Genomic DNA, 15,544 nt, shown 5'->3' with positions numbered 1-15,544 from the left:
GGTCATCATGAGTACGATCAGCCGGGTGTCGTTGTTCGGCAAGCTCAATCCGACGTTGTACAAAAGCATCGAGGGCGCGACTGTCTTCGCCAAGCTGCGCGGCAATCCGATTGTCGAGCTGTGCCATTGGCTCTATCAACTGCTGCAACTCGACGACAGCGACATCCATCGCATCCTGCGCGATGCCGATGTGGAGCAGGGGCGCCTCGTCGCCGAGTTGCAGCGTGCGCTGGAACGTTTGCCCAATGGCGCAAATGGCATCGAAGACCTGTCGTCCGACATCGACACTGCGGTCGAGCGGGCCTGGATGCAGGCCTCGGTGAACTTCGGTGCCGCGACAGTGCGCAGTGGGCATCTGCTGCTCGCCGCACTGGCCGACAAGCGCCTGCGCGCCGTGGTGCTGAAAGCCGCGCCGCAACTGGAGCGCGTCGATGTCGATGGCTTGGGGGCGGAATTGGGCAAGTTGCTGGCCGACAGCCCTGAGGCCGCGTCGGAAACGGCTGCCAGTGCCTATGGCGATGCGCTCGCGGCGCCAGGGGAAAGCTCCGGCGCGATGAGCCCGGCGGCGCTGGGCAAGGCTGAGGCGCTGAAAAAATACACCGTCGACCTGACGGCGCGCGCACGTGCGGGCGAAATCGACCCGGTGACCGGGCGTGACGACGAGATCCGCCAGATCATCGACATCCTGATGCGCCGGCGGCAGAACAATCCGATCCTGACCGGTGAGGCAGGGGTCGGCAAGACCGCGGTGGTGGAAGGTTTCGCCTTGCGCATTGCCGTGGGCGAGGTGCCGCCCAGCCTGGCGCAGGTCGAGCTGCGCAGCCTCGACATCGGCTTGCTGCAGGCCGGTGCCAGCATGAAGGGCGAGTTCGAGCAGCGGCTGCGGCAGTTGATCGACGAGGTGCAGCACGCGGCCAAACCGGTGGTCCTGTTCATCGACGAGATCCACACCCTGGTCGGCGCGGGCGGCGCAACCGGTACCGGGGATGCGGCCAACCTGCTCAAGCCGGCGCTGGCACGCGGCACCTTGCGCACGGTGGGGGCGACGACCTGGAGCGAGTACAAGAAGTACATCGAAAAGGATCCCGCGCTGACACGCCGCTTCCAGGTGATCCAGGTTCATGAGCCGGACGAGGCGCGTGCCATCGACATGCTGCGCGGGATCGTCGCACCGCTGGAGCGACACCACGGCGTGAGCATTCTCGACGATGCCGTGCGCGCTGCCGTGAGCCTGTCGCACCGCTACATTCCTGCCCGCCAGTTGCCCGACAAGGCAGTGGCGCTGCTGGACACGGCCGCGGCCCGGGTTGCGATCAGCCAGCACACGACGCCCGGGGAACTGGAGGATCTGCGGCGCCGGATGGCCTTGCATCAGGATGAGCGAACGCTGTTGCTGCGCGAGCAGGCGGCAGGGCAGTCGCACGAGGCGCGCATAACCAGGCTCGATGAGGAAATCGTCGAACTGGAGGCTCGGGTGGCGGAGCTGGAGGCGCGCTGGGAAGAAGAGCGTGCACTGGTCGCGCAGATCGTCGAGTTGCGTGATGTCTTGTTCAAGGACGCGGCCGGGCCGAGTGCCGAAGAGAGCGACTGCGATGCCGATGAGCAGGCGGAGGCCGCGGAAAGCGCCGAGGCCAGGCGGGCGTGTCTGGTCGAACTGGAGCAGTGTCTGCAGCAGTGCCGCGGTGAGCAACCCTTGGTGACGGCGGCAGTCGATGAGAACGTGGTTGCTGCGGTGGTTGCCGACTGGACGGGTATTCCGGTAGGCAGGATGGTGCGTGACGAGGCCCGTGCCGTGATCGAACTGGCCGACAGCCTCGGGCGCCGCGTCATCGGCCAGTGCGAGGGTCTGGAGACGATTGCGCGCCGCATCCAGACTGCGCGGGCGAAGCTGTCGGACCCGGGCAAGCCGGTCGGCGTGTTCATGCTGTGCGGCCCTTCCGGCGTCGGCAAGACCGAGACGGCGCTGGCGCTGGCGGAGAACCTGTACGGTGGTGAGCAGAATCTGATCACCATCAACATGAGCGAGTTCCAGGAGGCGCATACCGTATCGACGCTCAAGGGTGCGCCGCCGGGTTATGTCGGCTATGGCGAAGGCGGTGTGCTGACCGAGGCGGTTCGCCGCCGTCCCTACAGCGTGGTCTTGCTCGATGAAATCGAGAAAGCACATCCGGATGTCCACGAGATATTCTTCCAGGTGTTCGACAAGGGGCGGATGGAGGATGGCGAGGGGCGGGAGATCGACTTCCGCAACACCGTGATCCTGCTGACCTCGAACGTCGGCACCGAGATCATCGACCATCTGTGCGCGAACGGGCCGCAGCCCCCCAGCGCCGAGGCACTGGATGAGGCGCTCCGGCCGGCGCTGCTGGAGGTGTTTCCGCCTGCCTTGCTGGGGCGCCTGGTGGTGGTGCCCTATGTGCCGCTGGCAGCGGAAACCTTGTCGGCGATCGTCCGCCTGCAACTGGAGCGGGTACGCGCGCGCATCGAGCGCAATCACGGCGCGACGCTGGAGTATGACGACGAAGCGATCCGCTGCGTGCTCGAGCGCTGCCACGTCAGTGATTCGGGCGGACGGATGATCGATGCGGTATTGACCAATACCGTGCTGCCCGAGATCAGCCGGCATGCGCTCGAGGCGATGATTTCCGGCCGTGCGCTCGAACACGTGCGCCTGTCGGCCGAGGGGGCGCATTCGTGGTCGATGTTCGTACGCGGCCAGCCCAGGGGAGTACTGCATTGCAAAATGCTCCTTCGGAGGTGGAGACGGGGTCATCGGAAGCCGCGATATTTGATGCAATGGAAGATTGAAATGCTGGCCTTTGAAAGAGGTTTCATGTTCTTGTGGCTGGTGTTTTTCAGTATTGCATTTGCGGCAGTCTGGCTGAGGACGCCTTCGCTTTGGTTCATTACCAGCCTGGATTCTGCGTGGAATTTTTTGGCAGATTTCCTGGGCACAGATTGTTGTGAAAGTACAGCGGATCTGGAAGTTGCCGTTGGTCTCGGTTTGGGGCTCGTCCTGGCGAGCATTATTCTTGCAATGGTTCTTTTCATCAGAAATGGAATGAAGAGGCCAACAGATTCCAGCGGATTGCCTCCGGCCTCCGTCAGGCGTTGAATATGGATACGATACAGTCGAGTGGCGCCGCTCAGCGCCTGGCTCCGGTAAACGCGCTGCCGGTCGGCGCGCGTGTGCAGGAGTACGAGATCAGGTCGGTGATCGGCGAAGGCGGATTCGGCATCGTGTACCGGGCCTATGACACCTTGCTCGAGCGCGAGGTCGCGATCAAGGAGTACCTGCCGGTCAGCCATGCCACGCGCCGGGATGATGGGCTGGTGGTTGCCAGCTCTGAGCGCCAGCGTGAGACCTTCGAGAAGGGCTTGCGCTGCTTCGTCTCGGAGGCGCGCATGCTGGCGCGTTTCAAGCATCCTGCGCTGGTCGAGATCCTGCGTTTCTGGGAAGAGCAGGGTACGGCCTACATGGTGATGCCGTTCTACCTTGGGCGGCCGCTGAGCGAACTGATCCAGGAAGGCTTCCGCATCGAGGACAGTGCCGGCCTGGAAGCATTCCTGATGCCGCTGCTGGATGGCCTGGCGCAGTTGCACGGTTCGAACTGCTATCACCGCGACATTTCCACCGACAACATCCTGATGCTCGAAAACGGCCAGCCCTTGCTGCTGGATTTCGGTGCGGCGCGCAGCATCCTGGTCGACAAGTCGGATGTTTCCACGGTCATCCTGAAGCCGGGGTTTGCGCCGATCGAGCAATACAGCGAGGACCACAAGATTGCGCCACAGGGTGCCTGGACGGATTTGTATGCACTGTCTGCCGTCGCCTACCAGGTCGTCACCGGGATCATGCCTACCGTATCGGTCGCACGCATCATCCGCGATCCGCTGGTCTCTTTGGCGAAAAATGCACCGCCAGGAATCTCGCCTGCCTTACTGGCTGCGATCGATTTGGGCTTGCGAGTCTCGCCCGATCAGCGTCCGCAGTCGGTACAGGCCTTCCTCGAGCTGATGCATGCTGCCGAGCCCGCCGCCGACGAGCGCATGCTGGCGCTGGAGGCGGTCATGCCTGCCGAGGAGGACGCCATCCTCCCCGCTTCTGGTGACGCGGGGGTGGGGCAGCAGGCCGAGGATCGCGAGAGCGATGTGCTTGCCGGTCTCATTCCGTTGCCGGGGGGGCACTGCAGGAGCCCGGGAAGGAGGTGGAGCAGGCCGCGCCGGTTTCCCGGACAGAGGAACAGCCGGACAAGCGGACGCCTGCCAGTGATGTCCTTGAGCCAGCGCCCGCTGCGTCCACCTCTTCCCCCGTCGGCGAGCCGAAATCTGAGGCGCCGGCACGTAAGCGTAACGGGCTGCTGATCGGCGTGCCCTTGCTCTTTGCTGCGCTCATCGGGATGTATTTGTTCACTCAATCTGGTGATGACGATCTGCATGGGCTGGAGCCGGCAGCCAGCCCGGCGGCGTCGGCACAAACAGCGGCAAGCGATTCTCCACCGGCCGGTATGCCATTCGCGCTTGGCGGCAAGGAGAGCAGGAAGGCTCCGCAAGCCGTTTCGGCTGCGCCAGCCTTGCCGGAGGCGGAAGTGCTCCACGACGAGGAGCAACATGCTGACGCACGGATGGCGAGTGACGGCCCGCCTGCCATGCCGTTGCAGGCGGCCGAGGCGCCGGAGGTGGTGGAAGCTCCTTCCTTGTCACAGGCCGGTGAAGCCCATCATGGCGCTGGCGGCGAGGGTGTCGACGTGGGGCACGAGCCCTCGATGGCGGCAGCGTCTGCCTCCGATCCGCCGATGATCATGGATCAGCCAATGATTGCCGGTCAGCCTATGGCTACGGATCCGCCGATTCCCACCGTGGTGGCTGATGCCGGCGGGGATGAACATGGGATCGCTCAGGCCTCCAGCGCTCAGAATGCCGTGCCGGAAACCCCGGTGGTTGCCGAGCAGCAGCAAGGCACCGTCGATGTCCGCGTCGAGCCATGGGGCAATGTGTTCGTCAATGGAGAACTGGTCGGTGTCACGCCACCGCGGGTCCGTTTCCAGGCCGATCCGGGCCAGATCGAAATCGAGATACGCAACGAAACCCATCCTGCAAAGCATGTCACGCTGGACATAGAGGCCGGTCGTACCTACCGGATCAGGCATGTCTTTGGAAACGATTGAAGCGCGGACGCCGTCCAGGCCGGCATATGCCCGGTGTCTTCTGTCGTGCTTGTATGGCGCAGTGATGCTTGGTGCGGCGAGTGCATGTTCGACCCTGTTCGACGCGCCGTCATTCGAGCGTGCCGCTTCCGGGCAGGTGGATCAGGTGCTCGAAGAGGCTGTGCGGGAGCGGATCGAGGCGTTGCAGCAGCAGGGCAGGGAGCGAATCGGCGATTGGTCGATGGCCGGCAAGGAGGCGTTGCAGCGCGTCATTGTTTTTCCGAGACCCAGTGGAGCAGTCGGCATAAGCGACCGTGGCTGGCCGGTGATGCGTATCGATAAGGTGGCGGCTCAGAGGCAACCGCAGTTGGTCCTGGAAGCTCCGGTGCGCGGTGTCGTATTTCTGGATGAACGTGAAATTGGCTTGGTACAGGATGGTAGTGCACGCATCGTCACACTGGTACCGGGAGAGCACCAGATCCGAATCGAACATCCTCTTACGCCTCCCATGATGGCGCAGTTCTATATCGAAACGGGCGAGCGCATCACCTTGCGCTGGGAGTCGCGCTGAATACGGCGTTGTGGAGAAAGATCATGCTTGAAGTAGCCGCTATCAAATACAACGATATTGCTCCGGTGTTTCCGATCATCCGCCAACTGCCGGAGGGGGCGGCAGTGTCGGGCGCGGTGATGACAGCGCCGTGGTGCTTCCCGACCCCATGCGCTTGCTGTCCAGGCGGCATCTCATGATCGAGCCGGATCAGCATGGAACTTACCTGCTGACGAACGTCAGCGCTTCCAACCCGGCGCTGTTGAATGACGTTCCCGTTGCCCCGGGAGAAAGCAGGACCTTGAACCATGGCGACCAGATCTGTATCGGGGGTTATTTGCTCGAGGTGCGGATCACCGCGCAGCGGGAACAGGGTGCCCGTCCGGAAACGGCTGCGAACTTGCCGGGAGGTGAAACGCAGGATCCGCATGCAGCGGATATCAATGCCATTCTCGACAAGGGGAGCACGCGTCCGCTGATGTCCGACGATCCACTCGGCCTTGCATCCATCAGGAGCACGATCAGGCTTTCCGATCTTGCGGGGAGCGGCAAGCAACTGCTGGACGGTCTTGACCAGGAAAGCCGGTCAGGGCAACTGGCGCATGAGTTGACCAAGGACCCGTTGTCGGAAAGCGGCAACCCGTTGTTGGAGGAGGGGGCGCTGGATCCGCTGGCGATTTTTGGCGGTGAGGAAGAGGCTGTGGAGGACTTGTTTGGTGTGCCGGGCGATGGAAACGCAGAGCCCGGCGGCGCGACTCCTGCTCGCCCTGTCAGCGAATTGCATTCGCCCTTTTCTCTGGATTCGCTCAGTACCGATAGGCCTGAAATGGCTTCCTCGGAGGCCGGGCCTGACGCTCCCGCCATGGAAAGCGAGCGAGTTCTCGGGGAGGAAGGACATGTGGTGGAAGCCGAAAATACTCTCCTGATCCCTGAGGATTTCGCCCTGGACGAACTGCTGGGTGATCGGAGTACCCCGCCGCCGAGTTCTGATGCGCCGGACATGGGCATGTCGTCGCAGCATGATGATGGGCATCAGGACAGGGGGGCTGCCGTTTCGCCGATTTCCGAAGAGGCAATCGAGCCGCAAAGCTTTCAAACGCCTTCTCCCGTGCCGGAAGCCGAATCAGATCCAGCTCCTTCTGGTGTTCATACGCAGCAGAGTGTGGCTGCGCACCCAGTTGGGGCAGGGGCGGCAGCCGAGGCGGGTGATGCGGTGAGCCGAGAGGTGGCTGCATTGCATGCAGCGCTGCTGGAGGGGCTCGAACTGAATGATTTGCCGGAACATCGGAAGCTCGATGCCGACTTCATGCGCATGCTGGGTGTGCTGCTACGGACGTCGATCGACGGCGCGATTCGGCTCATGGCCGCACGGGCAACCGTCAAGCGCGAAGTGCGCGCCAATGTCACGGTGATATCTCCCGATCGTAACAATCCGCTGAAATTCTCCCCGGATGCCGATGTTGCATTGATGTATCTGCTCGGCCGTGAGTATCCGGGCTTCATGGGGGCAGAGGATGCGGTGCATGAAGCTTTCGCCGATCTGCTGAGCCACCAGATCGGTGTGGTTTCAGGTATGCGGTCTGCACTTTCTCTGGTGCTGGAGCGTTTCGATCCGGAGACGATCACACGCAATGCCGATACCCATGGCATGATCGACAATCTGCTGTCGATGGGGCGCAAGGCGCGGCTGTGGGACGCTTACGGGCGCTATTTCGAGAACACGCGGGAACAGGCGGGGGATCGCTTCCAGGAGTTTTTCGGTGCCGCATTCGTGGACGCCTATGAGGAGAATGCCCGGGCAGGCGGAAAGCAAAAACGTGAGGCGCCCTGATGAAAGGTCCCATGATGCACTTGTCTATCGCTCACTGCACGGAACTGGGTAGTCGAGAGAACAATCAGGATTTCATCGGTTTTTGCGCCAATGAACATATTGGTTGCTTTGCTCTGGCGGATGGTGCGGGTGGCTACGAGGGCGGGGCTGAAGCGTCTCGGGCGGTAGTGAGCGAAGTGCTGCGCTGCTTCCAAGCTGCGCCCGCCGCTCGCTGCATGGATGCGGCCTGGCCGATCGCGGTTGCACGTGGTGCACTTGCAACGGCGCGTGAGTGTCATCCCGGTTGTGGTGAGATGAATACCACGGTGGCAACGCTTTTGATCAGTACCGAGACAGGGCGTGCAACCTGGTGCCAGTTGGGTGATAGCCGCATTTATCTGTTCCGAAACGGCAGAGCGCACAAACTGTCGCACGACCACAGCGTATTGCAGGCGATGATCGATGCCGGGTTCGTGCGGGGAGATCTGCGTGGACGACAGGAGCGCAATGCACTTTATGCTGCCGTGGGGTCGCCGGAGACGCCACCGACAGCCGTTTGCGATTCGCCGCTACAGGTATTGCAAGGCGATGTCTTCCTGCTTTGCAGCGATGGGTTTTGGGACGCATTGCCTGAAGCGGTTATGGAAGAGGAACTGAGAGGAGCAGCGACTCCCGAAGAATGGGTGAAACGCATGCTGTCGCGTATCAAGCGGCCAGCGCGCGAGTCGGACATGGATAACTTCAGTGCTTTGGCCGTCTGGGTAGGGAAGCGCATCGAAGTCACTCGCATCCTGGACTTGGGAGAGAAGGACGTGGGACGGGTCGCATGGCGGGCATGAGCTTTTCTTCGATGCGCTGGGGCAAGCCCCCGCTGGTGGGCTGGTTTGGCAAACTGCCTGTGCTCGGAGATTTTGCGGGGCGAGGATTGCCACTGGCGCTTCGCGAGCATGTACATGCATGGTGTGCGGAGGGGATGGGGCGCTTGACGGAGAGGCATGGGGAGGCTTGGAAAGCCGCATACCAACTGGCCCCGGTGTGGCACTTCGCCATGAATGCACATATCTGGGATGCGCGCCCATTGGTGGGTTGTGTCGCGCCCAGCGTGGATCGAATCGGCCGTTGCTCGCCGGTGCTGGCTCTGCGCTCGGTCGACGGAGCAAGGATGAAGGAGCACCTGCCGCCCCAGAGCCGTTGGCTGTTCGAGGTGGAGGCCTTGTTGAGGCAAGTCATTCGAGGCGATTTGAGTGTCGATGCGATCCAATCCGAACTGGAGGCAGCTTTGGAGACAGACGGCACCCAGAGGCGGGAAGGGGACTCTGCCGGCGACATCCTGGCCGACCTGGGGATTGCGGCGGGCGCCAATCCGAACTGGTTTTCCTGGCCGGATCTGGCCGAACGTTTCACCGAGCGTAAAGGGCGCAGCTTCTGGTGGGCGGAGCCTTCGCCCCGTCAGCCGCCCCGCCAGATCATCCATAACGGCGCTCCGGATGAGGATTTGTTCGAACTGTTGATGGCTGGCTGGGCCGAAAGGCCAAGACAGCATCAGGCGGACTGAGAGTAAGGCCCCGGATGAGCCGTAGCGATCGCTTCTTGCCGACATTGCTCGACCGTCTAGTCGAATCGCCTGACAACGAAAAAGGGGGGATGTCCAGGCAGGCGTATCAACAGTCGGTGCTGCGGGACTTGCAGTGGCTGCTGTGCAGCGTGGCGCCCAGGGAGCAAACGTCGTTCGCCAAGCATGCCGAGGCCAGTCGTTCCGTGCTGAACTATGGCATCCCCTGCAGTACCGGTATGACGCTGACCGAGCGGGAGTTGACGAAGTTGGCTCAGGACATCGAGAAGGCAATCCTCACATACGAACCGAGAGTGCTGCCTGAAAGCCTGTCGGTGACTTTGCTGGCGGATAGCGAACAAGCCGTTCGGAGCCAATTGGTATTTCGAATCCGGCTGGCGTTCTGGTTCGAGCCGTATCCGCTGGAGCTATCCGTGCGCGCGCAGTGGGATATCGAAAACGGCCTGGTTTCGCTGAGTGGGGAGTAGGGATGGGGCATGTGCCGTGCCTGGGGGCAGGCTGCTTCATCAGGCATTCCCCTGATTTAAGACTGCTTGGGCGCGAATGGTGGAGCCTGATTGAGTTTGCAATGAGTCGGAAGTCATGAGTGAATAAGGAGGGTTATGGTGAAGCCAGATTTTCATAGACTGTGGATCGAGTTTCCGGATCACATCAAGTATCCAACCATGAAAGATCTCTACACCGCCCTTGGAGGTGCTGCCGAGAACAATATCGACAAACCGGGGTTCGGAGAGAACGGAAATACTTGCGCGAGCCGTCTGAGCGTGGCTTTCAACAACGCAGGCGCGCCGATCAACAGGGCCCTGGCCGACGCCGTCAATGCGCGCACGCTGGGGACGGCCGATGGGTCCAGAATCATTTATGGCGTGGCCGACTTCCGAAGGTATCTTCTCAGGCTGCTGGGCAGCCCTACCGTTGACAATGCCAGTCCGTACGATGATTCGTTTGCAGGCCGCAAGGGCATCATAGCCTTCAGTGTGAATTGGGCGGGCGCAACAGGGCATATCGCCCTGTGGAACGGATCGACCTACCGTGAGCCGGCTTACGACAATTATTCCACTTATGTGCATCCGACCTACCCTGACATAAAAGCGTCACGCGGCGAGTTTTGGGAGCTGCCATGAGGGGAGTCGTCTTCCCGCTGCTGTGTTTGGCCGTGATGGGGTGTGCGGCCAAAATGCAGTCCATCGGCGCCTCGCGCCCGGAAGTGCTGCGCGACGTCGAAGGCTACGCGATAGCCAGTTGCCTCGCGAGTCAGAGCGACCCGTATCTCAAGGATCAAGGCGATGCATGGGCGTCTGTCATCATTCAGCGCATGAAGGGTGATGTCGAGGTTCTGGATGACGTTCTTGACCAGGTAAAGCACGAAAACGCGAAAGGTGACATGGCCGTGATCCGTGACGAAACGGGCCTGGGCAAGGACAAGGCGTTGCCCATGCTTTACTGCGTGGAGATTATTGATGAATCGTCTGTTCGTGCTGCAATTCAAAAGGCGGTGGCGGTGCTCAATTCAGCCTACGAACAATGATGTCCGTCTGTCGATGCATCGGCAGCCCACCAATCACGCCGGCGTGCAAGACGCACCTGTCGGCTGAACGCGACACTGCTTGACGTTTCGATGGGCTGCAGCTGCCTTTCAACAACCCTTCATGCCGGATCGGCCCCCTTCCCATGTTCCCCAACAGAAAAAACCGACTGTTCCATACTCTGTTTTTTGCGCTGCTGGCCTTGTCCGTCACAGGCTGCGCCCATCTCTTCGGTGATCACGGTTCGGCCCGGGGAGCAGCAACGTCGATCGACGATAGCGCCGCTACCCCGGACAGGCATAGCCAGGCGCCCGGTTATTTCAGAATGCGGCTGGGACGGTTCACGCTGACAGCACTGTACGATGGCAGCATTGAAATCCCCAGCACCCAGCTCAAGGGGGCGTCTCGGGCCGCCATCGATCGGGCCCTGCGCATCGTCAAGCAGCCTGCAAGCGTGTCGACAGCGGTCAATGCATTTCTGGTCGACGATGGCGAGCGCGTTATCCTGATCGATTCTGGTGCGGGTGCCATGCAGGGCAATACGCTTGGCAAGCTCCAAGCCAACCTTGCCGCCTCCGGTTACGCGCCCGAAGACGTGACGGCCGTGCTTCTGACGCACCTCCACCCCGATCATGCCGGGGGCCTCATTACTGAGCATGGGCTGGCCTTTCCCAATGCGGAGTTCTACGTAGCCCAGGCTGAAGCCGATTTCTGGCTTTCCGACGACCGCCTCAACACCGACCAGCCCTACGACCAAGGGCTGCGACGGATCATCGCCGAATACCAGGCCCGTGGCAGCTTCCATACTTTCGCAGGCGGCACTCCACCCATCGAAGGCATCGAAAGCGTCGTATTGCGGGGCCATACGCCCGGCCATACCGGCTATTTCATCAACGCGGATGGTGAAATGCTGCTGTTCTGGGGAGACATCGTGCACAGCCCCGGTACCCAGTTTGCCAATCCCAATATCACGGTCGCCTTCGATGTGAGACCAGAAGGCCGCGCGCGTCACCCGTAGCAAGCTTTTGCGTGGCGCGGCTCAGACTGGTATCTGGGTCGCAGGCGCCCACATGCCGTTTCCTGGCATCGGACGTATCCTAGCGGTAAGCAACACCAGCTACCGCTGGCTGCCGGTCGATTATTCGCAGGCGCTGGCTGGGCCTGCCCAGCGTCAGGCTACAGGGCGCTGATCCCAGGGGTGTTTCTTTAAATAAAGTGTTTCGATGAACAATCTCCGGAATTTTCCCCGGATGAGCCCTTGATGGCGAGAACCCGCAAATCACTGCCGCAGCAGCTTGACATCGCGCACCTGATCAGCGCTGGCGAGCTGCCGACCTACGGGTCATGAATTTTCCGGATTTCCCCCAGGTCGGTGCCAACTATTCGAAAATCGTCAGAAAGAACAGTTGCTTGCGCACATGTGCTCGCTGTCGATTACGTTCGATGGTACCGACTTCTGACAGAACAGTGCCAGACGCCGCGTCAGACTACAAATGCATGCCGCGCAGGATTCATCCTGCTCGGCCAATACGTTGCGGGGCGAGTCTCGGGGGCCAGAGCGGTCGCTTGCGAGGCAGGCTTATCCTTACTGGCATGGATTTCGTGAGGATGAAGGAGGTTCTCATGTCACTCGGGACACTCACCAGCAAAAGGGCAGGTGGCCATCCCCATCAGTTTCGAGCGCGCAATCTTGCGCCCGGAGTCGCCCTGGCGCCGGATCACCTCAAGGAGGCCCGGGATTTCAACCTGTTGGCACTTTGTCGTCGCAGAAACGACCAAGGCCGGCATGAGCCGGCCTTGAGTCATCGATTCGTTGGTGGTGATGGGCGGAAACTATGGCTTGATTAAAAACACATAAAAAACAAGCGGATAATTTAGATCTTGCTCCTTCTGAGCCACAGCCAAGCGGCCAGGTTGAGCCACAGAGAACCACAATGCTCCTCGCAGTTTAGCCTATCTTTGTCCGAGCTACCGTCACTGAGTGGTTGTCCACGAGCGCAGTCAGTCCTATCGTCATGACAGCCTCCCTGTCGCGGCGGCGGAGGTCCCGGGCCACGGCAGGGCCATTTCGACAAGACGGCTGCCGTCGAGCTTGGCGTAGATCAGCGTCGTGTTCAGCGAGCGGTGCCGCAGCATGTTGGCCACCTCCTTGAGCGAGGAACCGCCGGTCAGCAGACGGCTAGCCATCGTGTGGCGCAACAGGTGCGAACGCGTATGCGCAAGATCGGCCCGTGCGTAGGCCTGGCGGATAGTCTTGCGCACGAGGTCCGGCCCGATGGGTCGCTCGCGCGGCGTCATATGCCGAGCGAAGACCATCTGGTGCTGGGGCTTGGGCCGCTCGCCGCGCAGATACAGGGCGATGGCTCGCCCTGTTGCTTCAGGCAAGGGCATTACGTCTTCACGTCGGCCCTTGGTGCGGCGCAGTGTGATCGTGCCGCCTTCCCAATCGATGTCGTCCAGGTTCAAGTGCGCAATCTCGCTGCTTCGCAGGCCCTGGTCGAGCGGGCAGCTCGCAATCGCGTCGGCGCGCAGCGTCGACGGGCCGCTCTGGCCAAGGTCGGCCTCGAGTTGTTCGACCTCTGCCGGCTCCAGCGACTTGGGCAACGATGCCAACTGCCAGTTGGCCGGGTAGGCCAGAGCACCAACCAGCGCATGGGTACGGTCGCTCAGCGACGCGCGCCAGCGGAAGTAGCCGCGCAGGTAGGCGACCACCGCGCCCTGGCTCGACGGTGTGCTGTAGTTCTTGGCCTGCAAGGCGAAGAAGTGTCGTACGTGCTCTGCCGTGAGGACCTCGAACTGGATGTCGCCATCACCGAAGTGCTTGCGAAGAAGGGCCCCGATTAGGCGAAGCGCGCCCTCGCGGGTCTTAGGGGCAAGTCCTCGGACCTGTGTCATGTACTGGTCGTAGCGACGCAGCTCCTCCCCGACTGTCGTCTCGTCCCGTGGCTTGGGCCTGATAGCACCGGCTTCGCGCAGCACGACCAGAGGGTGCGCCAATGCAGCGCGCACGCAAGCTGGATTACAGGCACTCGTCTCGCAGTTGCATTGGGGAAGATGGCCCTTGAGAAACTCGACCACGAGCGTCACATCGACGTCGGCCAGACCCAGGTTGGTCTGGTGTGTCCAAATCGAAAGGTGCATCACGGCCGCTTCGCAGCTGCGCACATAGCCGACGGCGTTGCCGCGACCGAGCAGGTACTCGCGGTATGCCGGAACATGCCGCTCCAGCTGAGTACAGCCGCGCGTGCGGACAGAGGATTCGGATCGCGAAGAAAGGGGGAGCGCATGGCAGTCTCCAGGTAGTGGAGCCGCCAGTGAACCTGGGCTGCAAAACTATGTGTAGCTGCTTACACCCGAGCGCGCAGCTTCCCCGCGTAATCGCTGATCAAATGCCATCCCGCCAGCTGCGACTAAACATAGTTGAGAGCTATGCATAGGGGTCGGGTTGAGACGCTTGGGGGCGGTCGGCCTTGCCGCATCACTGGTGAAGGTCTCAGTCCGGCCAAGACCGGCCGTTCGCTCGCGACCCCGATCCGTCCGCCGGACGGCAACTTCACACACAGAGATGACACCCGCTAACCTATGGCCTGTATGGTCGTCAGTCTCATATGGAGCCAGCCGGAAAGCCCGGTCAGAATTGACCAATATGGACGTATTTCAATGCACGAGACATTCAAAGATCGAATCAGGAAGCGCACGGTAAAGTGGCCGACTCAAAGAGGATTCAAACTCTCGGATTGGGATTCGGCATGGAATTCGCTCAAGATGGCCAGTTCTGCCGATGAGCCGATCTATCGTGCGGGAAGAATAATCCATTCGATCCTGGCCGAAATACGGACAGCGCGAGATACCATTTATAAAGAACTTGCTCCAAGTGTAACCAATGAGAGCCTGCTGCGATTGTATTGCGCAATGTCCAATCGTGACAGGGCGATCATTAACAAGACCCAGTCAATTGGGCCAAGCACTCCGGCCAACCTGTCGTGCTTGACCACTAGCAATAATATGGTTGGAAACGAAGTAACGCTACAAGAAGTGGCGGACGGCTGCGTTGACGGACTTAGAAACGCTATCCATTTCTGCGTCGCAAGGATAAACGACAGAACGGAGATGCGAGCTGGAAGTGTGCCGCTTGCCGAAATGGATTTCGTGACTAGAGAGGCGCACCTGTCACAGCTATATGGCCTTTACGAGGATCTATGGCATGCGCTTGTTTGGAGTGACTATGATTTTGTCCATCACATCACTGAGGACGTCTATGAAATCGTCCAGCGGAAGACTGATCGTGAGGTTGCTCGGCTTGTCAGTCATCTTCGAAAATCACGACTGGCTGCGCAGTCGGCGGGCGTGATCGTCCAAAGTCGCATCACGGAGTGGTACGCAGCGGAAAAGTACGTGCTTATCTGCGGGTCCGGAAAACGCAAGACTCTTCGAGTCCGGGTGATGCGAGAGGCCGACGAGCACTTGCAGGCCATCAATGCTCATTTTCACGCAGAAATATTGTTCCTTCGGGATGAATTTCCTGATGACTTCTTCGTGCAGGAGTATAACAAGAGCGGCTTTTGTATATCCGATGTGCTGAGTGTATTCAGGCTGCTCATGCTCTTGTCAAATCAATATTTTGACAGATTTCCAGCTGATGATAGCTTTACGAAACTGAAGAAGCTTCAGGAGTTCTGCCCAAGTTTGAAGAGGCAGGACTTGGTCCGGGCCATTGCGAACGCCTCTGGGCTGGATTACTCCAAAGCTTCAAAGATCATCGCGTTTTTGACTTATAGTACAAAAATAAACGATGATTTATGGTGTAGCCCAGTTCTTGAGCCATCGCCAAGCGAGATTATTCTCTTGGTTAGCGCATTGGCTACTCCCGTCGTGGGGAGGGTTGTCGAGCACTGGTTAGTTACTAACGTTCCCGTAAGTAGTGTCATGTGAGCGATA

The 15,544-nt window shown here is 60.6% G+C and carries 14 protein-coding genes; 13 read left to right on the top strand and 1 reads right to left on the bottom strand.

Annotation, left to right across the window (positions count from 1 at the left end):
• Positions 1-7 precede the first annotated feature (7 nt).
• The 12 genes from tssH (at position 8) to AAFL97_RS17295 (ending at position 11,624) form a co-directional block, all read left to right on the top strand.
• Entirely contained in the window at positions 8-3,115 is a 3,108-nt protein-coding gene (gene tssH, locus AAFL97_RS17350) for a type VI secretion system ATPase TssH (RefSeq protein ID WP_341645961.1), read from the top strand.
• A 2-nt stretch (positions 3,116-3,117) separates the two neighbouring features.
• Complete coding sequence (locus AAFL97_RS17345) at positions 3,118-4,365, top strand: serine/threonine-protein kinase (protein ID WP_341645960.1); 1,248 nt, start codon at positions 3,118-3,120, stop codon at positions 4,363-4,365.
• An 11-nt stretch (positions 4,366-4,376) separates the two neighbouring features.
• On the top strand, positions 4,377-5,168 hold the full coding sequence (locus tag AAFL97_RS17340; RefSeq protein ID WP_341645959.1) for a hypothetical protein: 792 nt from the start codon (positions 4,377-4,379) through the stop codon (positions 5,166-5,168).
• A complete protein-coding gene (locus AAFL97_RS17335) occupies positions 5,149-5,718 on the top strand; it encodes a hypothetical protein (protein ID WP_341645958.1) in 570 nt (189 codons plus the stop codon). Before AAFL97_RS17340 ends, AAFL97_RS17335 begins: the two co-directional genes overlap by 20 nt.
• Positions 5,719-5,741: 23 nt before the next feature.
• Entirely contained in the window at positions 5,742-5,897 is a 156-nt protein-coding gene (locus AAFL97_RS17330; protein ID WP_341647238.1) for a hypothetical protein, read from the top strand.
• A complete protein-coding gene (tagH, locus tag AAFL97_RS17325) occupies positions 5,867-7,528 on the top strand; it encodes a type VI secretion system-associated FHA domain protein TagH (protein ID WP_341647190.1) in 1,662 nt (553 codons plus the stop codon). Before AAFL97_RS17330 ends, tagH begins: the two co-directional genes overlap by 31 nt.
• A gap of 11 nt (positions 7,529-7,539) precedes the next feature.
• The gene (locus tag AAFL97_RS17320; protein WP_341645957.1) at positions 7,540-8,346 is read left to right on the top strand and encodes a PP2C family protein-serine/threonine phosphatase; all 807 of its coding nucleotides are present in this window, start codon (positions 7,540-7,542) and stop codon (positions 8,344-8,346) included.
• The gene (tagF, locus tag AAFL97_RS17315; protein WP_341645956.1) at positions 8,343-9,062 is read left to right on the top strand and encodes a type VI secretion system-associated protein TagF; all 720 of its coding nucleotides are present in this window, start codon (positions 8,343-8,345) and stop codon (positions 9,060-9,062) included. The genes AAFL97_RS17320 and tagF overlap by 4 nt, the downstream gene beginning before the upstream one ends.
• 14 nt (positions 9,063-9,076) lie before the next feature.
• Complete coding sequence (tssE, locus tag AAFL97_RS17310) at positions 9,077-9,547, top strand: type VI secretion system baseplate subunit TssE (RefSeq protein ID WP_341645955.1); 471 nt, start codon at positions 9,077-9,079, stop codon at positions 9,545-9,547.
• Between the two features lie 135 nt (positions 9,548-9,682).
• Positions 9,683-10,204: a T6SS effector amidase Tae4 family protein gene (locus AAFL97_RS17305; RefSeq protein WP_341645954.1), complete on the top strand. Its 522-nt coding sequence runs from the start codon at positions 9,683-9,685 to the stop codon at positions 10,202-10,204.
• The gene (locus tag AAFL97_RS17300) at positions 10,201-10,608 is read left to right on the top strand and encodes a hypothetical protein (RefSeq protein ID WP_341645953.1); all 408 of its coding nucleotides are present in this window, start codon (positions 10,201-10,203) and stop codon (positions 10,606-10,608) included. Before AAFL97_RS17305 ends, AAFL97_RS17300 begins: the two co-directional genes overlap by 4 nt.
• A gap of 143 nt (positions 10,609-10,751) precedes the next feature.
• Positions 10,752-11,624 (top strand): MBL fold metallo-hydrolase, encoded by an 873-nt coding sequence (locus AAFL97_RS17295; RefSeq protein WP_341645952.1) that lies wholly within the window; start codon positions 10,752-10,754, stop codon positions 11,622-11,624.
• A gap of 995 nt (positions 11,625-12,619) precedes the next feature.
• Here the strand turns inward: AAFL97_RS17295 and AAFL97_RS17290 are convergent.
• Complete coding sequence (locus AAFL97_RS17290) at positions 12,620-13,747, bottom strand: tyrosine-type recombinase/integrase (RefSeq protein WP_341645951.1); 1,128 nt, start codon at positions 13,745-13,747, stop codon at positions 12,620-12,622.
• Positions 13,748-14,266: 519 nt separating this feature from the next.
• Here AAFL97_RS17290 and AAFL97_RS17285 point away from each other — a divergent pair.
• Positions 14,267-15,538: a hypothetical protein gene (locus tag AAFL97_RS17285; RefSeq protein WP_341645950.1), complete on the top strand. Its 1,272-nt coding sequence runs from the start codon at positions 14,267-14,269 to the stop codon at positions 15,536-15,538.
• Positions 15,539-15,544 lie beyond the last annotated feature (6 nt).

Origin of the sequence: Thauera sp. SDU_THAU2 (assembly GCF_038260575.1) — a bacterium.
Classification (GTDB): Bacteria; Pseudomonadota; Gammaproteobacteria; order Burkholderiales; family Rhodocyclaceae; genus Thauera.
Note: the sequence above shows the minus strand (reverse complement) of the source record. Positions and strands in the feature narration are given on the sequence as shown.